An 18,050-nucleotide genomic window follows, 5' to 3' on the forward strand; every position below is an offset into this window, starting at 1 on the left:
TCAAATCTCGATCCAGGTGGTCTTGAGTTCTGTGTACTTATCAAAGGCATGAAGCGATTTGTCGCGACCCTGGCCGGATTGCTTATAGCCACCAAAGGGTGCATTGATCGATGTGTGGTCGTAACAGTTAACCCAAACGGTGCCCGCTCGAAGGGCGCGGGCGGCGCGGTGGCCGTCGCGTAGTCGATCAGTCCAGATCGCCGCGCCTAGGCCATAGTCAGTGTCATTGGCGATGGTCAACGCCTCATCCAGATCGTCCACGGTAATCACAACCAGGATGGGCCCGAATATCTCCTCGCGGGCCACACGCATATTATTGGTAACATCGTCGAGCACCGCCGGGGTCAGGTAGTACCCTCCGCTTTCGCAGCGTACCTGCTCGCCGCCGAACAAGAGTTTCGCCCCTTCGCGCTGGCCCTGTTCAAGATATCCCTGCACCTTTTCCATATGCGCCTGTTCAATCATCGCCCCCATCTGTACGGCTGGGTCGAGTGGGTCACCGGGCTGTAGTGCCTCGGCCCAATCGCGGAGTTTGGCAAGCAGCGTTTCCTTGACGGTTCGATCGACAATCAAGCGGGTTCCCGCGTGGCAGGTCTCGCCCTGGTTGTACCAGACACCATAGGCGACCGACATGGCGATGGTGTCTAGGTCTTCCACATCGCGAGTGACGATGTGGGGGCTCTTGCCACCGCACTCCAGACCGATACGCTTCATATTGGAGTGCGCGGAATACTCAAGAAAGGCTTTCCCGACCTCAGTGGAGCCGGTAAAACCGACAGCGTCGACGCCAACATGCAGACCCAATGCCTTGCCAGCGATGTGGCCCAGGCCTGTGACCACCTGGAAGGCGCCAGCGGGAATGCCAGCCCCTTGAGCAAGCTCGGCCACCTTGAGCGTTGCCAGGCTAGACTGCTCAGCGGGCTTGAGTATCACCGAGTTGCCTGCGCCCAGTGCCGGGCCAATCTTCCAGCTTGCGATAATCAACGGGTAGTTCCAGGGCACCACGGCGGCGACCACACCCACCGGCTCACGGTCTACCAGGCAGACGCTGCTTGACCCGTTAGGTGCCGTCTCACCGTAAAGTTTGTCGAGTGACTCGGCATACCAGCGCAGCCCCCCGACCAAGCCGGGCACATCCACGGTTGTGGTCTGGCCAATTGGCTTGCCGGTTTCCAAGGTCTCAAGTAACGCAATATCGTCGAGCTGTGCCTCAATGGCATCCGCCCAGGCGAGCATGCGCGATTTGCGCTCAGTAGGCGGCAAGTCTCGCCATTCACCACTTTCGAAGCTGCGGCGAGCACTAGAGACGGCGAGGTCGACGTCGGCAGCGTCGCAAGCCGCCACATCGGTGAGCACTTGACCAGTGGCAGGATTCTCTGCGGAAAAGGTAGCGCCGCTACGAGCGGGGACGAATTGTCCGTCGATATAGGCCAGTTGTGGCAGTGGGAGCGTACTCGCACGTTTCTGCCAGTCGGCGTGGGAACGGTTCGTCATTAAATAACCTCGGCGGTGAGTTGGCATGTCGTCGTGATACTAGGCGCTCAGGTGTGACCCCACAAACGAGGAAAGTGAACCGGGGGTATTCCAATAACTCATGCAAGTCTGGTATTCATTCGGCGTTTACTGACATCATCTGCTTAGTTTCTGCGAAAAAATCACTCAATGAGGACTCGGCGCATGTCACGCACATTACCCCCACTCAATTCTCTCAAGGCCTTCGAGGCCGCCGCCGAGTGTGCGAGTTTTACCCTGGCGGCGCAGCGGCTCTGTGTGACCCAGAGCGCGGTCAGCCGTCAAGTAAAGTTACTGGAAGAGCAGTTGGGGGTGGCGCTTTTTCAACGCGGTTCGGGCCACCTCCGATTGACCGACGCGGGGCGGCGGTTGCAACCAGTGCTGCGTCAGTCCTTTGATCGTATTGCCTGGACCGTAAGAGGGCTGCAAGAGCCGGATGCTGTCCCCCACCTGCGCCTGAATGCGCCACCTACCTTTGCCAACCGATGGTTGATCCCGCGGCTGGGGCGCTTGAAATCATTGCACCCGCATCTGGAGCTGTCCCTGACAACGCGTGCCGATGACGACCTTGTGGGAGACGAAAACCTGGATGCAGCGATTCGTTTCGGCACCGGTGAATGGTCGGATGCCGAGCTGGTGCACTTGATGCAAGAAAGTCATATCGCCGTCTGCGCACCCAAGCTCAGAGGGTCTATGCGTCGTGATGCGCTCGACCTCAATCACCAGGTGCTGCTCCATGTCCTTTGGGGGGAGGATCGCTTTCATACCTGGGATCACTGGCTGTCAGCGGCTGGTATCGAAGGCGTGAAGACCAGCGGTGGTATCGCGTTTGATCTACTGGAATTGGCGATTCATGCTGCCGTCAACGCGGTAGGCGTGACCATCGCTGACCGGCACATGGTTACGCGTGAGCTGGATAGAGGGGAGCTCGTATCATGGCTTGATGTCGAGGTTACCGGGCATCGCTCTTACTGGTTGGCAACCCGGCCGCATCAAGTGGAGTCGGCCAACCTCAAGCTTTTCCGCCAATGGCTGGCGCAGGAGATCGAGGATCCTCCTGTAGGTTTATAAGCCGTGACGGGCAGGTGACTGCAGGGCTATGAAGCGTCGTAGAGGCTGTTATTGGAGAGAAGCTGTTCACGCAGTAGGTCGACGAGCGTATCACCCGCGGGATGCTGGAAGCTCGGCGATTTTCGAACCGCCAGCTCGGCAGGTGGCAACGCTGGGAACCCTTCCGCTTCATCAAGGATGCGCCAGTTCTCTGGCATGGCGCGTCGGTCAGTGACCGTAACGGCCTTGCCCTGATTGACGGCAACGCGAAGCCCGGTGGGGCTTTGGGTCGTATACTCTAGCGACCATTGTCTGCCCAGGCGCGTAAGGGCTTCCAGGGCGCGTTCTCGATAAGGGCAGTGGTCAGGGAAAAGCGCCAATGCGAGCGGTGCATTGGGGGCGACACAATAATCTTGATGCGCTGCCCAAACCACTTCCTCATGGCCCATTGATACCCCATGCCGTTGGCTCTTGTGTTGAATGGTCAGTACGAGATCCAGTTCTCCCGCTTCCAAAGACTCGATGAGCTCACTCGACATGCGGCAATGAATATGCGGTCGAATGCGAGGATGTAGCTCGGCAAGGCGCGCCAATAGTGCCGGTAGCCAGGCTTCGGCATAATTTTCTGGTAGGCCGAAACGAATTACTCCGTCGTGGTCGCCGTGTCCGAGCACGCTTAGCGCCTCGCGTTGCAATTGCAACAGGCGGCGGGCGTAGACCAGAAACGTTTCACCATCCTGGGTCAGTGTCAGTTGGCGGCTCGTGCGCTGCAATAGACGCGTGCCGAGCCGCTCTTCCAGGGTGCGTATGCGCAGGCTAATTGTCGACTGGGTCTTATGGAGTTGGTTAGCGGCGGCAGTGAATCCATTGTTATCCACGACGGCAACGAAAGCACTCAGCAGTTCGTTGTCGAGCGACGGCGTGCGGGGCGAACTATCGGTATAGCCGATGGAATCCATCACAAGGAATTGTTTCCTCAATAGAGCCGGTTTATCCACTATGCCTCCAGATACACCGAGGTGCCAAGCCCGGTTCATATTTCTTTCTGGAGGATAATCCAATGCTGAATGCTGATCAGTTGGCGGATGCTGAGCGCCTAGATTTGTCTGCCTTCGTCGATACCCAGCGCTATCCACTCGATGAGCCCGATAGCCCGTCGCTTGTTGAGGTCATTGAGTCTGCACGGCGTGATCTTGACCGTGAGGGCTGTGCGGTGCTTCGGGGCTTTCTGCATCCGACCGTGCTTGAGCAAGCGCGGACAGAGAGTGCGCACATGGCCGAGAAAAGCTTCTTCAACACGCGCCAGGTCAACGCCTATTTTACGGCTGATGACCCCTCGCTACCGGATGATGATCCACGTCGGATATTCATGACACGCACCAGCGGTTTCGTCACCCGGGACATGATCACGGCGGATAGCCTGATTCATAGACTCTATGTCTCCAGGGCAATGAAGTCGCTGGTGGCACGCTGTCTTGGCGAAGAGCAAATTTATGAGTATGCCGACCCTTTCGCTGGCCTCGTGCTCAACGTACTGCCCGATGGTACTCAGCAGCCGTGGCACTACGACACCAACGAATTCATCGTCACCATGATGACGCAGCAGCCCGAAGCGGGCGGCGTTTTCGAGTATTGCCCGGGTATTCGTACACCGCAGGACGAAAACTATGCCGGTGTCAGCGCAGTGATTCGTGAGGATGACTCAACACCGATAAAGCGTCTGGATCTGCGTCCGGGTGATCTACAGCTTTTCAAAGGGCGCTTTAGTCTGCACCGCGTCTCGGAGGTGCAAGGTGATACGCCACGGCTGACGGCCATTTTCGCCTATTCGCAGCAGCCCGGCGTGGTCGGCAAGCTGGAGCGCACACGTCAACTGTACGGGCGTGTCGCTGAGCAGCATATCCAGGCAGAAGCCCGCTATGCCGAGCGTACTGACGGACTGATCGACTAAGCACGCATCCCTATATTTTCCATGAAGAGGAGAGACCATGAAGATGGATCTCGATACCCTCGGCATTCTTCCGCCGACCCATGCGCCTAGCGATTGCGAGCCGACGCACGCCGAGATTGAACAGGTACTGCTCGACCGTCTTGGCCGTGTTCGGCATGAGCTCGTCAAACGTGACCTGGCCGCGGTCGTGCTATTCGATCCGGCACACGTACGTTATGCCACAGGCTCGCGCAACATGCAGGTCTACAGCTCGCGCAACCCGGCGCGCTATGCATTCGTCCCGGCCGAAGGGTCAGTGGTGTTGTTCGAGTTTTCCGGCTGCGAGCACCTGGCCAAGCACCTGCCTACGGTGGATGAGATTCGCCCGGCGAAGGCAATTTCCTATTACTTCAATGAGAAGAACACCGAGTCGGTGACCCGCGCCTGGGCGGACGAGATCATCGACCTCGTTCGTCAATGTGGCGGCGGCAAGCGTATCGGCATCGAAAGCGCCACGCCGGAAGCGGCATTCATGCTGCAGAGGAGCGGCTTAGAGGTATTGGATGCACAGGCGCCACTGGAGTTGGCACGCGCCATCAAGGTACCCAATGAGATCAAGATGATCCGTTCGTCGCTGCGTGCGGTAGAAGAGGGTGTGCATAAGCTCGAAATGGCGATCAAGCCGGGCATGAGCGAGAACGCTGTGTGGTCACGGCTGCACCAGCACATCATCGAAACTGATGCTGACTTTGTTGAGACACGCTTGATGAACTCGGGGCCGCGCACCAATCCATGGTTCCAGGAGTGTTCAGACCGAATCATCCAAGATGGCGAACTGGTGGCGCTAGATACCGACGTGGTAGGACGCTACGGGTATTATGCCGACTTCTCCCGCACTTTTCTGTGTGGCGATGGCCAGCCAAGCCAGGCACAGAAGGATCTCTACGCCATGGCTTACGAACAAATCCGTACCAATATGCAAAACATCAGGCCCGGTATCAGTTTTAAGGAATACGCCGAGCGTGCCTGGCAATTGCCAGAAGCCTACAAGGCGCGCCGTTACTTCGCTTTGGCGCATGGCGTTGGCATGAATGGCGAGTATCCCTACATCGTTCATCGTGAGGATATCGACGACAAGGGCTACGACGGAATTATTGAGCCGGGAATGACGCTTTGTGTGGAGAGCTTTATCGGCCACGAAAAGGGTGGTGAGGGCGTCAAGTTGGAGGAGCAACTCTACGTACGCGACGACGGAAAAGTGGAGTTACTGTCCGATTATCCCTTCGATTCCAGGTTGCTGGAATATACCTAGTGAAATGGTACTACATTCTTTTTTCTCATGATGGCTATTCAGTAATGTCGATCGTTATTCGGTAATAACCTGCTACGATTGACTTTTTAGCATGGCTAAATTATTAGAAGGGAGCTTAATATGAATAAAATCTCATCATCGTTCTTGGTGGTAGGGCTGCTCGCAACGACAACTGCCGTTCAGGCGGACAATCACAAGTCATTGGTGATCGGTACCAATAATTGGGCCGAAAACATTGCAGTTGCCAACATGTGGAAGATCATCCTTGAAGAAGAGCATGGCTACGACATTGAACTTTCCGATGTCGGCAAGAGTGTGCTTTACAGTGGTCTGGCCAACGAGGATTTCGATCTCTCCCTGGAGATCTGGTTACCTACCACTGATGCCTCTTTCCTTGAGCCCCACAAGGATGCGATTGACGTGCACGATGTTTGGTACGAAGGTACTGGGCTGGGCCTGGTGGTGCCGGGCTACGTGGATATCGACACCATCCCTGAGCTTGGCGAAAACGCCGAGGCTTATGAGTACCAGGGTAGCCCGGCTATTCTTGGTATTGACTCAGGTTCGGCAATTGCAGGCTCTACCGACGATGCGATAGACGTGTACGAATTGCCACTTAAGCAAATCAATAGCTCTGGGCCGGCGATGATGGCGGCGCTAGATGATGCTTATCAGCGCGAAGAGCCGATCGTCGTGACACTGTGGAGCCCGCATTGGGCCTTTGCTGAGTACGACCTCAAATATCTGGAAGATCCTGAGGGCGTTTATGGCGAAAGTGACGATATTCACTGGTTCTCGCGCAAAGGTTTCGGTGACGATGATCCCTGGCTAACGTCCGTGCTCAATGATTGGTACATGGACGACGATACATTGGGCGGCCTGATGGCCGAAATCGAGCAAGCCGGTGACCCAGTAGAAGGTGCCCAGATTTGGATCGATGAGAATCGTGACTTGATTGATGGGTGGATAGCGGCTGGTGACGACGAATAATACTTTATTGACTACCTGAGTCAGCATGCTGAGCTATTTATCAGTGCGCTTGAGATTTGAATTCAAACATATTTAGCAGTCGTTAGTTTTGACGTGTGCTACCTATTTGCTACCTAGAACCAATCCAACAAAAAACGGCCACTTGCTGTATTAGCTAAGTGGCCGTTTTCCGGAATTTTTGGTCGGAATAGCAGGATTCGAACCTACGACCTCTGCCTCCCGAAGGCAGCGCTCTACCAAGCTGAGCTATATTCCGAAGGTTGCCGAGCAATGCTTATCTGTGCTCAACAACGGAGGTGGATCATACTTAGCCAGAGGTGTTTTTTCAAGTCCTCGGCGGTGTGATCTAGCAATTTTTATGCTTGGCGATCAACCGCTAAGCGGGCCAATTGGGCCATGCTGTCGCGGTAGACGCTGGGCGGTAGGGCGTCCAGTTGTTGCAGGGCTTTATCGGCCATCTCTTCGGCGCGCTGGCGGGTATAGTCGAGTGCGCCGGTGGCGTGAATAATTTCCAGCACGGCGTCGAGCTGCTCAAGACCGCCATCGCGAATCACCTGACGAATCAGCTTGGCCTGTTCCGGCGTGCCTTGCTCCATGGCGTGGATCAGTGGCAGTGTTGGCTTGCCTTCGGCTAGGTCGTCGCCAACGTTTTTGCCCATGGCATCGGCGTCGCCCTGATAATCCAGCAGGTCATCGATCAACTGAAAGGCGAGACCTAAGTAGCGGCCATAATATTGGAGAGCGCGCTCCTGTTCCGGCGTTGCTTCTGCCAGCACAGCACCGCTATGGGAAGCCGCTTCAAACAGCATGGCGGTTTTGCCCAAAATGGTCTCGAAGTAGTCCTCTTCGGAGATGCTGGGGTTGCCGATGTTGGTCAACTGCAGCACTTCCCCTTCCGCGATGATGCAGGTCGCGCCGGAAAGGATCGCCATAATGCGCATCGAGCCCACATCGACCATCATCTGAAACGAGCGGGCGTAGAGAAAGTCGCCGACCAGTACCGAGGGCGCATTGCCCCAGGCGTCGTTGGCGGTTTTCTTGCCACGGCGCATATGCGATTCGTCCACCACGTCATCGTGTAGCAGCGTGGAGGTGTGCATAAACTCTATTAATGTGGCCAGCGGAATATGCTTGTCGCCGGTGTAGTCGAGGGAGCGGGCGGCTAGGAGTGCCAGTAAAGGGCGCAAGCGCTTGCCGCCGCTTTCGGTAATGTACTGGCCGATCGTTTCAACCAGTGGCACTTTAGAGTTGAGCTGCTCGACAATTGTCCGATTGACGGCTGCGAAATCATCGGCCACCACGGCATGCAGCGGTGAAGGCGTTGGGCTGTCAGGCTGGGCTGAGGAAACGTTAGCGGTCATGGGATACGTTCATCGCGGCAGATTGAGGCGGTAACTCCCGCCCATAGTGGAGGTCATGCTATGGGGCTGCCTGTTAGGCGTCAAGACACGCGCTGTGGTCACGCTATGATATGCCGTTATAAGGAGATGGTCGTGTCAATTGACAACGGCCTATGGTCTTGTGGTAAGAGAAGATAGTCGTTATAATCCGCGACCCACTCATCTTGCTCCCTGTCAGATGGCTCCAAAAGGGGCGCCACTCGCAGCAGGTCGATAAGAGCACGACTCGAAAGAGCGTAGGAGATGAGTGCCGTTTAACCGTTAGAACGGCATTAACGACAGTCCGGAGAGCGACATGTACGCAGTTATCAAAAGCGGTGGTAAGCAGTACCGCGTTCAAGAAGGTCAAACCCTCAAGCTCGAGAAAATCGAAGTCGCTACCGGCGAAACGATTGAGTTTGACGAAGTGCTGATGGTCGCTGACGGCGATGACTTCAACATCGGTGCGCCGATGATCAGTGGTGCTAAAGTCTCTGCCGAAGTGGTTTCCCACGGGCGCGGCGATAAAGTCACCATCATCAAGTTCCGTCGTCGTAAGCACCACATGAAGCGTCAGGGCCACCGCCAGTGGTTCACTGAAGTCAAAATTACCGGAATTTCTGCGTAAGCGGTCAATTCCCTTAGGAGGATTTTGCAATGGCACATAAAAAGGCAGCCGGCTCCACGCGTAACGGTCGCGATTCCGAGTCCAAACGCTTAGGTGTAAAACTCTTCGGTGGCCAAGCGGCGACTGCGGGTAACATCATCGTGCGTCAGCGCGGCACGCGTTTCCACGCGGGCACAGGCGTAGGTCTTGGTCGTGACCACACACTGTTCGCACTGAGCGACGGTTTTGTGAAGTTTGAGACCAAAGGCCCGAAAAACCGCAAGTTCGTTAGCATCGTTTCTGCCTAAACGGCTAGTACTATGCTCGCGGTTGCGAGAAAAAGGCCCCGCTATGGCGGGGCTTTTTTGTCGGTTAAATCTCTTTTCCAATACGCTTTACCAGAATGCTGGGTTTTACCAAGATACTGGTGGGAATAAAGGGTTGGAGAAAAAGTAGTGCATATATTAGGGCGGCGGAAGCGGCCGGGAGAATCCAATGCAGTTCGTCGATGAAGCCTCGATTATTGTTGAGGCGGGCAAAGGCGGCAATGGCTGTCTGAGCTTTCGCCGCGAAAAATATGTGCCCAGGGGCGGCCCCGATGGGGGCGATGGCGGTCATGGTGGTAGCGTTTACCTAATTGGTGACGATGCTCTTAACACTTTGATCGATTTTAAATTCCAGCGCTTCTATAAAGCCCAGAACGGGCAGGGCGGCATGGGCCGTCAAATGAGCGGCAAGGCCGGTGAAGACCTGCACGTCAAAGTGCCGGTGGGCACCACGGTGATTGATGAAGACACCCTGGAAGTCATCGCCGATGTGACCGAAATTGGCCAGGTGGTGCTGGTGGGCGAAGGTGGTCGTCGTGGTTTGGGTAACATCCACTTTAAATCGTCTACCAACCGCGCACCGCGTCGGACGACACCGGGTACCGACGGTGACCGCCGCAACCTGCGCTTGGAAATGAAGGTAATGGCCGATGTGGGCCTGCTGGGCATGCCCAACGCGGGTAAGTCGACGCTGATTCGTTCGGTGTCTGCCGCCAAGCCCAAGGTTGCCAACTACCCGTTCACGACCTTAGTGCCCAACTTGGGCGTGGTAAAACTGGGTATGCACGAGCACTTCGTAATGGCCGATGTACCCGGCTTGATTGAAGGAGCCTCTGATGGCGCCGGTTTAGGGTTGCGCTTCCTGAAGCACTTAACCCGCACGCGGCTGCTATTCCACGTGGTCGACGTCGCACCGTTTGACGAGTCCGACCCGGTGGAAGCGGCAAAAGCCATTGTTCATGAGTTGGGGCAGTTTTCTCCGGCGCTTTCTGAGCGGCCGCGCTGGCTGGTGCTGAACAAGTTTGACCTGCTGCCGGAAGATGAGCGTGAAGAGCGCGCCCAGAAGATTATTCAGGCGCTGAACTGGGAAGGCCCGGTATTCCGCATTTCGGCGATCAGCAGCGACGGCACCGATAAACTGGTTCAGGCGGCTTACCGCTGGTTGACCGAGCAGCGCCGCCTTGAGCACGAAGATGAAGAGGCGTTGGCCCGTGAAGAAGAGATGCGCCGCCGCATGGAAGAGGAGTCGGTTGCGCGTACCGAAGCTCGCCTGGGCCGTCGGCGTAAGCGGGACGATGAAGATGACGAAGATTTCGACGACGATGATTACGACGTTGAAGTCGAATACGCCCTTAGTGGTATTAAGCGGGTGCATTCGGTAGTTAGCTAAAATCGGTAGTATTCAAAAAGGGGCTGCGTTCGCGCGGCCCCTTTTATGGGCGTCTGATTAAGTTGCACGTGGCTGATTTAGTGGTGAGTATCTGATTTAGTGATGAGTGCCTGATTAAGTTGTTAGCGTCTGATTGAGGTGGGTCGCATGGAAAGTAACGAGCAAATCCTGGGCCGCAGCGCGCTCAGCCGTGCACGGCGGGTCGTGGTGAAGATTGGTAGTGCGCTGCTGACTAACGATGGCCGCGGCCTGGACGAACCCGCCATCGGTGGTTGGGTGGATCAAATTGCCGCTTTGCACCAGAAGGGGATTGAGGTGGTGCTGGTCTCTTCCGGCGCCGTGGCGGCTGGCATGGTGCGCCTTGGCTGGCAGGTGCGCCCCAGCGTGCATGAACTGCAGGCGGCTGCGGCGGTAGGCCAAAATGGCCTGACCCAATGCTACGAGCAGCACTTTGCCCGCCACGACATGCTCACCGCGCAGATTCTGCTTACTCATGATGATCTTTCCAACCGCAAGCGCTACCTGAATGCGCTCTCAGCGCTGCGTACATTGGTAGAGATGCGCGTGGTGCCGGTGATCAATGAAAACGACACCGTAGTCACTGATGAGATTCGCTTTGGCGACAACGACACCCTAGGCGCGCTGGTTGCTAACCTACTGGAAGCGGATGCGCTGCTGCTATTGACCGACCAGGAAGGCCTGTTTGACGCCGACCCACGGCACAACCCCAATGCCCAGATGATTGCCGAAGGGCGCGCCGATGATCCACGCTTAGCCGCCGTGGCAGGCAGCGGTGGCGCACTGGGGCGGGGTGGTATGAGTACCAAGGTGCGCGCGGCGCAGTTGGCGGCGCGCTCCGGGGCGGTCACGGTGATTGCCAGTGGCCGCCAGCCTGACGTTATCAACCGGATAATGTCGGGCGAAGCGCTAGGCACGCTGCTGCGTCCTGACCAAGTGCCCATGGCGGCACGCAAGCGCTGGTTGGCGGGTCAACTGCAGGTGCGTGGCACGCTGGTGCTGGATGCGGGGGCGGTCAAGGTATTGCGCGATAAAGGCTCAAGCTTACTGGCAGTGGGCGTGCGCGATGTACAGGGCGGTTTCAAACGCGGCGATATGGTGGTGTGTGTGGATGAGCAGGGTGCGTCAGTGGCCAAAGGCTTGGTGAACTATGGCGCTGATGAAGCGCGCCAATTGGCGGGCCAGCCCAGCCACCAGATCGAAGCCATCCTCGGTTACGTGGAAGCCCATGAACTGATCCATCGCGATAACCTTGTCGTTATATAGAGGCTTATTCTGGTCGTTTTTCAGTCCCGAATGCGGGGCGGTAGAGGCACTTGCCGGGGCCAGTCATCAGGTACCAAAAATAGCCGCTCGTAGCGTTGTTCATTGTGCTCCCGCTCTGAGAAGCACAGCATTACTTGCTGGGGTGAGCGCCAGGCGTGAACCTTTTCGATAATGGCAGGCAACTGCTCCGCCGCAGGGCGAAAAGCGCTGAGGGGCGGCGGGGCTAGCCAGTGAGGTTTTTCCAACCACGCCATGCGCGGCATGGCGGGAAACCGGGCTGCCAGCGCAGGCCAGTCACGTAAGTAGCACCAGGTACCTCGGCGATGGTCTGCCGTCGCGCCTTCGGGCGCTGGCATGGCGGCGTGCCAGGGGTAGTAAAGTACGCCGGGCATCGCCAACCGCTGGGTTAACTGCTCGCCTAAACGCAGATCAGAAACACCCAGATCCCGTGGTGTTAGCCAATGCGTAAGCGTTTCCAGCGCAGGCGCCGTGGTGGAAAGGGGGAGCTGGTGACGTCTGAGGTGAGAGCACTTAAGCGCCAGGCTGTCTAACCCGCCGGGGCCAATCCAGCGGCTTTGACTATTGGCTGCCCCAGGCCCTTCAGGCAGCCCCAGGTAGAACTTAATAGCGACTTCTAAATGTATCGGTGCCGGGTTGTCGCGGGTTCTGTACAGCATATCCAGCTCGCCCAGGGTGTTGCGCTGGCGGGTGATGCGCACGTTCCGGGCGAGCAGCCGTGTATTCGGTGCGTGATCTAATAGCATATGCCACAGGCGTTCGTGGTAATGGCCCATGCGCGTTGCGCGGCTGCCGTTCAACGCGGTTAGCGGTGATAGGCCAAGCTTACGTAGCCAGGGCAATAGTGCTTTCTCCAGCCCTAACTCTTTAATGGTGGGCCGCCCTCCACAGGGAATCGGCGGAGGAAGCACCACAAGATCAGGCGTGGAGATCAGCCAAGCCAAATCTCTTAGCACTGACACCGTGTTGCCGAGTTCTACATTCTCCAGCGCGCCGTCAATGCCTTCGTTCAGCACGGATATCTCCTCAGCAACCTGATAAGGTCAGCACTATCACTTTAGCTACATGATTTGTCAGCCTACCATAAACGCAGCGGGCTCCCCGTGGGGAGCCCGCAAAGCGATTATCTGGATAAATTAATCGCGGTCAATTTGAGTCACTTCGGAAGAACCCTGACGGACGCTGATTTCTAGCTCACGGCCATCTTCGCCGCGGCCTTCAATATCGATGATGCCGCTTTTATCGATATCGAGATCTTCAAATTCAACCATACCCTCCTGGCTAGCTACGTCCAGTGCTTGACGGATATCGTCTTCGCTCATACCCCAGGCACCGGTAATCAGGCGCTCGCGTTTCTCTTGTAGCGTTTCACCGTTATCAAGAGAAAATTCCACATCAGCGTACCACTCATCGTCCAGCCAACCTTCTACCTCTACGCGGCCACGGCTTTTAATGCTAACTTCTTCGTAGTGGCTGAAACCGTAGTCATTGGCGTGGGTCAATACGTCATCAATGCGATCCATCGCAGCGAATCGTCGGCCTGCACACTCCCTGCAGCCGCAGCAAGCAGCAGCGCAGAGGTCGGGATCAGCAGCATTTTTTTCATGGTGTTCATAGCAAATTCCTTCTTTACGTATCTGTACGAGAATGTCTGTACGTCAATGTTATACAACAGTGAATAAACGGCATTCAGCGAATGCGACAGTGAATTTATACCACCCCGATACTTTCCTTAAGCTGACAAAGCTGTTCATCTAACGTTCATGTTGTCTTTGGCATGCTGACCCAATGAGTAAAATCCTACGCCACTTTAAAAAGCTACTGCGCAGCGTCCCTCGCCGCAACGTCACTGGGTTAGCCTTGGTGCTGTTGCTGGCGGGTAGCGCGGTGGGTGACCAGCATTGGGAGTCGCTACACGGTGAAGTGCGCCGCGGTGAGGTCGTGCCTCTCGACACTATTTTGGACTGGCTGGAAGCGCACTATATAGGGGAAGTACTGGAGGTTGAGGTGGAACGTGAAGGGGGTTATGTCGAGTATGAGATCAAATTGCTTGGCCCCCAGGGCCAAGTGGTCGAGTTCGAGTTTGATGGCCATAACGGCCAATTGATGGCCATTGAAGGGGTGCGTATCAATGATATGCGCCGCTAGCCTGTTGATGTCACTTGCCAAAAAAGGGTAGTTAGCCGATGAAGTGTTTGTTGGTAGAGGACGACCAGGCGCTGGCTCGCGAGCTTAGCCAAGCATTGCGCGATGGCGACTGGCTTGTAGAGCATGCGGCTAACGGTCAGGATGCTGATTTTCTGGTACGCACGGAAGCCTACGACACGCTGATTCTGGATGTCGGACTACCCGATGGCGATGGCACTCGCTGGCTTTCGGCATGGCGGGAAGATGGTATCGACCTGCCGGTGTTGATCCTTACCGCCCGGAACGCTGGGCCGATAAAGCCGCGGGTTTTACTGCCGGGGCGGATGACTACGTCACAAAACCCTTTGAGCCCGCGGAAGTACTGTTTCGCCTGCGCGCCCTTGTGCGCCGCAGCCACGGCCATGCCCATCCAGTACTGAAAGTGGGTGAGTTGAGTTTGGATACCCACACCCAGCACGTCACCTTGGCAGGGCGTCCGGTGGGATTAACCGCCCAGGAAACCCGACTGCTGGGCTATTTAATGCACGCCGCACCGCGAGTGGTGAGCCGCACCGAGCTCTCGGAGCACGTTTATGACCGCGACCACGAGCCGGACTCCAACGTGATCGATGTTCAGGTCAGCCGCCTGCGTCGCAAGTTGGGCAGTTGGCGAATTGCCACCCTGCGTGGCCAGGGCTATCGCTTATTAGCAGAAGAGCCCGCTACCGAATGAGTCGACTCATTCGGTCTGGCCTGAACTTTGGGTAAGGCGCTGGGCAAAGCGCTCTAAAGCCTGCGGCTACTGCTGGCGGTGCTAGTGATGATAGGGCTGGCGCTGCCCGTTGCGGGCACGCTGCTTTCTCATCATTACCGTGCCTCGGCCACTCAGGCCTTTGATGAGCGCCTGGGGGCCACCCTCAACGTCATCATGGCGGGCGTTACCTACGACCGCATAGAGCAACAGCTTGTCCATGACCGGGCGCTGGGCGACCCGCGTTTTGACAATGTCTACTCCGGCTGGTATTGGCAAATCACCGATGGCGAGCAGCATACGTTGGCCTCGCGCTCGCTGTGGGATCAGCGCCTGCCGGTGATTGATAGCGACACTCTTAGCGCTCGCTCGATACCTGGCCCTCGGGGGCAGTCGCTGCGCGTGGTGGAGCGTGATATCTATTTGGCGCCGTTAGAAACGCCGCTACATATTAGCGTCGCCGCCCGGGACGATGTGTTGGCCCGGGACATTGGCGAATTTCAGCGCCTGCTGTGGGGCGGTTTAGTGGGCCTGGGCGTGTTGTTGCTTGGCGTATTGGCGCTCCAGGTACGCTGGGGGCTAGCGCCACTGCGCCGCATGCACGCCAACCTGCATGAGGTGGAGCAGGGGCGCGCCGAGCAGTTAGATACCCGCTTGCCCGACGAGCTGGCAACGCTTGCTGCCTCAATGAACGCGGTGCTGGCCCGCGATCAGCGCTTGATTGAGCGTGGCCGCCATACCGCTGGCAACCTTGCCCATGCGCTGAAAACCCCGCTGAGCGTGATGCGCCTGCAGCTACGCCAGTTGCCGGAAGCGAACCGAGCCGCCTGGGAGGTTGAGCTAGAACGCGTGGATAGCGCGGTACGTCATCATTTGGCACGCGCTTCAGCGGCGGGCGAAGGCGTTCGCTTTGCGCCCATTGATTTACATGCCACCCTGGCGCCGCTGCTCAATGGGCTGGCCAGGCTTGCCCAGCGGCGTGGCATTGAGCTGCGCCAAACCTGGGCGGGTGAGATTAAAGTCCATATGGATGGGCAGGATATTCAAGAGCTGGTGGGTAACTTAATGGATAACGCGCTGCGCTGGGCGCATAGCGATGTGTGCTACAGCTAGAGAGTGACGGGCAGCAGTTAACCTTGACCGTTAGCGACGACGGCCCCGGTATGAACGAAGCAGAGTGCCAGCAGGCGGTGCAGCGCGGTAAACGGTTGGATGAACAGCGTTCGGGCAGTGGCTTGGGTTTGGCCATTGTGACTGATCTTGTCGCTCTGTATAGCGGCCAACTGCACCTTAGCCGCGCCAGCACTGGTGGGTTAAAAGTCGTGGTGGAGCTGCCCGTCGTCGCGCGTAATCGTCTCGTATAAATAATGGAGACCGCACCGAATGAATCGTACAGATACGCTGCCCGATATAGTCGCCGGCCCCCTATTAGACGTATCAGCACTACACGGCTGGTACTTTGGCTCGTCGCCACTCGGCCACTGAACATGGCATTAGTGCTGCGCCCAGGGCACGCCGATAGCCAGTCAATCGGCTTAGCGCACCACCAGCAGTGCATCCCCATCGGTCAGCGGGCCTTTATCTACCTAATTGATTGTGAGCTTGAGTCAGCGCTGCCCTGTGACGAGCGCATCGAGTACGACCTGAAGGTGGAAACACAGCAGGGCGAGTGGCGCTCTCTGCCCGAGTGGGCGCCGTGGCTCTGTTATGACGGCGCTGCCTACCCTGCCTTTGTGATTGCATCCCGCCATCACCGCCTGATGCATGGCTCCTGCCGCAAGCCCCATCACGACAGCGCCGATGGCTTGGTGCGCGCCGACAGTTGGCTTGCTGAGCAGCAGTCAGCGCCCACCGAGTGGCCCGCTTGGCTGCTGATGACCGGCGACCAGGTGTACGCCGACGACGTGGCCGGGCCGATGCTACGCGCCATACATGCGCTGATTGAGCGGCTAGGGCTGGTGGATGAGCGGCTGGAAGGTGCGACGGTCGATGATAGCCAGGCGCTCTACCGCTCGCCGGATAGCTACTACCGACGTGCTGAACTGTTGCCGGATGTGACCAGCAACGCAGCGCTGCGCGAGCGCTTTTTTGGCGGTGTCAAAAAGCCGGTGTTTACCTCGGCGAACGCCCATAATCACTTGATGACGCTGGCTGAAATGCTCGCCATGTACTGCCTGGTGTGGTCACCGGTGCCCTGGCAGGTAATTGCCCCTGAAGCGCCTGCCCTAGATGAAAAAGACGCCGAGCTCTATCGTCAGGAGCAGGCGGTAATCGATGCCTTTGCTGAAGGCTTGCCCCAGTGTGCGCGGTTGATGGCGCACCTGCCCAGCCTGATGATCTTCGATGATCACGACGTTACCGACGACTGGAACCTAACCGCCGACTGGGAGCGTGCCGCCTACGGTCACCCGTTCTCTAAGCGTATTATCGGTAACGCTCTGGTGGCCTATCTGCTTTGCCAAGCCTGGGGTAACGATCCGGATAAATTGAACCCGTTAGTCCACCATGCCTCGACCCTGCTGGGTGATGGCGACCAACCGCTAGTCTGCGCTGAACAGGATGGGCTGATCGAGCGATTGCTGCGTTTTCAGGGCTGGGAGTTTCAGGTGCCCGCACTCCCGCACTAATTGTGCTGGATACCCGCACCCGCCGCTGGCGCAGCGAACGCAGCCCGCATCGGCCTTCAGGCTTGATGGACTGGGAGGCGCTAATGGAAATGCAGCAGGCGCTAATGGGGGCCAAAAGTGCGGTGATTGTCTCTCCCGCACCGATGTTCGGCGTCAAGTTGATAGAGGGAATCCAAAAGCTGTTTACCCTTGCCGGTAAGCCACTGGTGGTGGATGCCGAAAATTGGATGGCGCACCGGGGAGCGGCCAATACGCTGCTGCAAATTTGGCGGCACTCCAAAACCCCAGGCAACTACGTGATTCTATCTGGCGACGTGCACTACTCGTTTGTCTACGACATTGTGGTTCGTCATCAGCGCCGTTCTCCCCATCTGTGGCAGATCACCTCAAGCGGGATCAAAAACCTTTCCCAAAAACCTGCTCAATACCTTTGACCGGCTCAATCGCTGGCTCTACGCGCCGTGGTCGCCGCTTAATTGGTTCACCAAGCGCCGCAAGCTAAGCGTTCACCCCCGCGATCCTGACCGCGCCAGCGCGGGTGAACGGCTGTGGAACGCCAGCGGCATTGGCTTAGTGACGCTGGATGAAAAAGGCCACCCTATCGATATCCGACAGCTCGACGCCGACGGTAGCGAGGTGGTCTTTCCTGCGCGGGAAAAACCGCTCATTTAACATCAGTGTAGTGTCAACTGACTGATGTCCTTGATGATTGTCATTATAGCGTCACAAAAATGACGCACGCTTGTT

Annotated in this window: 14 protein-coding genes, 1 tRNA gene and 3 pseudogenes; 12 read left to right on the forward strand and 6 right to left on the reverse strand. The window is 57.1% G+C overall.

Annotation, left to right across the window (positions count from 1 at the left end; translation table 11 throughout):
* Window positions 1-1,494 (reverse strand): aldehyde dehydrogenase, encoded by a 1,494-nt coding sequence (locus FDY98_RS01480; protein WP_027958190.1) that lies wholly within the window; start codon window positions 1,492-1,494, stop codon window positions 1-3.
* Between the two features lie 183 nt (window positions 1,495-1,677).
* Between FDY98_RS01480 and FDY98_RS01485 the strand changes: the two genes are divergently transcribed.
* Complete coding sequence (locus FDY98_RS01485) at window positions 1,678-2,583, forward strand: LysR substrate-binding domain-containing protein (RefSeq protein WP_027958191.1); 906 nt, start codon at window positions 1,678-1,680, stop codon at window positions 2,581-2,583.
* A 26-nt stretch (window positions 2,584-2,609) separates the two neighbouring features.
* Here FDY98_RS01485 and FDY98_RS01490 read toward each other — a convergent pair whose 3' ends face one another.
* Window positions 2,610-3,521 (reverse strand): LysR substrate-binding domain-containing protein, encoded by a 912-nt coding sequence (locus FDY98_RS01490; RefSeq protein WP_035539365.1) that lies wholly within the window; start codon window positions 3,519-3,521, stop codon window positions 2,610-2,612.
* Between the two features lie 101 nt (window positions 3,522-3,622).
* Here FDY98_RS01490 and FDY98_RS01495 point away from each other — a divergent pair, with 101 nt between their 5' ends.
* The 3 genes from FDY98_RS01495 to FDY98_RS01505 all read left to right on the forward strand — a co-directional run bounded on the left by FDY98_RS01495 (window position 3,623) and on the right by FDY98_RS01505 (window position 6,794).
* Window positions 3,623-4,513, forward strand: coding sequence for a HalD/BesD family halogenase (locus tag FDY98_RS01495; protein WP_027958193.1), 891 nt, complete (start codon window positions 3,623-3,625; stop codon window positions 4,511-4,513).
* 37 nt (window positions 4,514-4,550) lie between these two features.
* The gene (locus FDY98_RS01500) at window positions 4,551-5,804 is read left to right on the forward strand and encodes a M24 family metallopeptidase (RefSeq protein WP_051430634.1); all 1,254 of its coding nucleotides are present in this window, start codon (window positions 4,551-4,553) and stop codon (window positions 5,802-5,804) included.
* A 120-nt stretch (window positions 5,805-5,924) separates the two neighbouring features.
* Complete coding sequence (locus FDY98_RS01505; protein ID WP_027958195.1) at window positions 5,925-6,794, forward strand: glycine betaine ABC transporter substrate-binding protein; 870 nt, start codon at window positions 5,925-5,927, stop codon at window positions 6,792-6,794.
* Between the two features lie 179 nt (window positions 6,795-6,973).
* Here FDY98_RS01505 and FDY98_RS01510 read toward each other — a convergent pair.
* Window positions 6,974-7,050: transfer RNA gene (locus FDY98_RS01510), tRNA-Pro, on the reverse strand.
* Between the two features lie 100 nt (window positions 7,051-7,150).
* Window positions 7,151-8,155, reverse strand: a complete 1,005-nt coding sequence (gene ispB, locus FDY98_RS01515) for an octaprenyl diphosphate synthase (protein WP_009287882.1) — start codon at window positions 8,153-8,155, stop codon at window positions 7,151-7,153.
* A gap of 334 nt (window positions 8,156-8,489) precedes the next feature.
* Here ispB and rplU point away from each other — a divergent pair, with 334 nt between their 5' ends.
* The 4 genes from rplU (at window position 8,490) to proB (ending at window position 11,780) form a co-directional block, all read left to right on the forward strand.
* Complete coding sequence (gene rplU / locus FDY98_RS01520) at window positions 8,490-8,801, forward strand: 50S ribosomal protein L21 (protein WP_022520761.1); 312 nt, start codon at window positions 8,490-8,492, stop codon at window positions 8,799-8,801.
* Between the two features lie 29 nt (window positions 8,802-8,830).
* Entirely contained in the window at window positions 8,831-9,088 is a 258-nt protein-coding gene (gene rpmA, locus FDY98_RS01525) for a 50S ribosomal protein L27 (protein ID WP_008957069.1), read from the forward strand.
* 187 nt (window positions 9,089-9,275) lie between these two features.
* Entirely contained in the window at window positions 9,276-10,496 is a 1,221-nt protein-coding gene (gene cgtA / locus FDY98_RS01530; RefSeq protein ID WP_155705663.1) for an Obg family GTPase CgtA, read from the forward strand.
* Window positions 10,497-10,643: 147 nt separating this feature from the next.
* Window positions 10,644-11,780 carry a glutamate 5-kinase gene (gene proB, locus FDY98_RS01535; RefSeq protein ID WP_155705664.1) on the forward strand — a complete coding sequence of 379 codons (1,137 nt, stop codon included), beginning with the start codon at window positions 10,644-10,646 and terminating at the stop codon, window positions 11,778-11,780.
* Between the two features lie 20 nt (window positions 11,781-11,800).
* Here proB and FDY98_RS01540 read toward each other — a convergent pair whose 3' ends face one another.
* On the reverse strand, window positions 11,801-12,814 hold the full coding sequence (locus FDY98_RS01540) for a DUF1853 family protein (protein WP_009287886.1): 1,014 nt from the start codon (window positions 12,812-12,814) through the stop codon (window positions 11,801-11,803).
* Between the two features lie 120 nt (window positions 12,815-12,934).
* Window positions 12,935-13,321: a PepSY domain-containing protein gene (locus tag FDY98_RS01545; protein WP_340146635.1), complete on the reverse strand. Its 387-nt coding sequence runs from the start codon at window positions 13,319-13,321 to the stop codon at window positions 12,935-12,937.
* Between the two features lie 265 nt (window positions 13,322-13,586).
* Between FDY98_RS01545 and FDY98_RS01550 the strand changes: the two genes are divergently transcribed.
* The 4 genes and pseudogenes from FDY98_RS01550 to FDY98_RS01565 all read left to right on the forward strand — a co-directional run bounded on the left by FDY98_RS01550 (window position 13,587) and on the right by FDY98_RS01565 (window position 17,975).
* Window positions 13,587-13,946: a PepSY domain-containing protein gene (locus FDY98_RS01550; RefSeq protein WP_022520757.1), complete on the forward strand. Its 360-nt coding sequence runs from the start codon at window positions 13,587-13,589 to the stop codon at window positions 13,944-13,946.
* 38 nt (window positions 13,947-13,984) lie between these two features.
* A pseudogene (locus FDY98_RS01555) lies at window positions 13,985-14,658 on the forward strand (response regulator transcription factor).
* A gap of 28 nt (window positions 14,659-14,686) precedes the next feature.
* A pseudogene (locus FDY98_RS01560) lies at window positions 14,687-16,040 on the forward strand (sensor histidine kinase); the annotation flags it as partial.
* 19 nt (window positions 16,041-16,059) lie between these two features.
* Window positions 16,060-17,975: pseudogene (locus tag FDY98_RS01565) on the forward strand (alkaline phosphatase D family protein).
* The last annotated feature ends 75 nt before the right edge of the window (window positions 17,976-18,050 follow it).

Source organism: Halomonas sp. PA16-9, from assembly GCF_009728585.1.
GTDB lineage: Bacteria > Pseudomonadota > Gammaproteobacteria > Pseudomonadales > Halomonadaceae > Vreelandella > Vreelandella titanicae.

Coding starts and splice junctions, on each gene's coding strand:
- FDY98_RS01480 (WP_027958190.1), bottom strand. CDS start 1,494: ATGACGAACCGTTCCCACGCCGACTGGCAGAAACGTGCGAGTACGCTC.
- cgtA (WP_155705663.1), top strand. CDS start 9,276: ATGCAGTTCGTCGATGAAGCCTCGATTATTGTTGAGGCGGGCAAAGGC.
- proB (WP_155705664.1), top strand. CDS start 10,644: ATGGAAAGTAACGAGCAAATCCTGGGCCGCAGCGCGCTCAGCCGTGCA.
- rpmA (WP_008957069.1), top strand. CDS start 8,831: ATGGCACATAAAAAGGCAGCCGGCTCCACGCGTAACGGTCGCGATTCC.
- FDY98_RS01490 (WP_035539365.1), bottom strand. CDS start 3,521: ATGGATTCCATCGGCTATACCGATAGTTCGCCCCGCACGCCGTCGCTC.
- rplU (WP_022520761.1), top strand. CDS start 8,490: ATGTACGCAGTTATCAAAAGCGGTGGTAAGCAGTACCGCGTTCAAGAA.
- FDY98_RS01550 (WP_022520757.1), top strand. CDS start 13,587: ATGAGTAAAATCCTACGCCACTTTAAAAAGCTACTGCGCAGCGTCCCT.
- FDY98_RS01545 (WP_340146635.1), bottom strand. CDS start 13,321: ATGGATCGCATTGATGACGTATTGACCCACGCCAATGACTACGGTTTC.
- ispB (WP_009287882.1), bottom strand. CDS start 8,155: ATGACCGCTAACGTTTCCTCAGCCCAGCCTGACAGCCCAACGCCTTCA.
- FDY98_RS01500 (WP_051430634.1), top strand. CDS start 4,551: ATGAAGATGGATCTCGATACCCTCGGCATTCTTCCGCCGACCCATGCG.
- FDY98_RS01485 (WP_027958191.1), top strand. CDS start 1,678: ATGTCACGCACATTACCCCCACTCAATTCTCTCAAGGCCTTCGAGGCC.
- FDY98_RS01505 (WP_027958195.1), top strand. CDS start 5,925: ATGAATAAAATCTCATCATCGTTCTTGGTGGTAGGGCTGCTCGCAACG.
- FDY98_RS01495 (WP_027958193.1), top strand. CDS start 3,623: ATGCTGAATGCTGATCAGTTGGCGGATGCTGAGCGCCTAGATTTGTCT.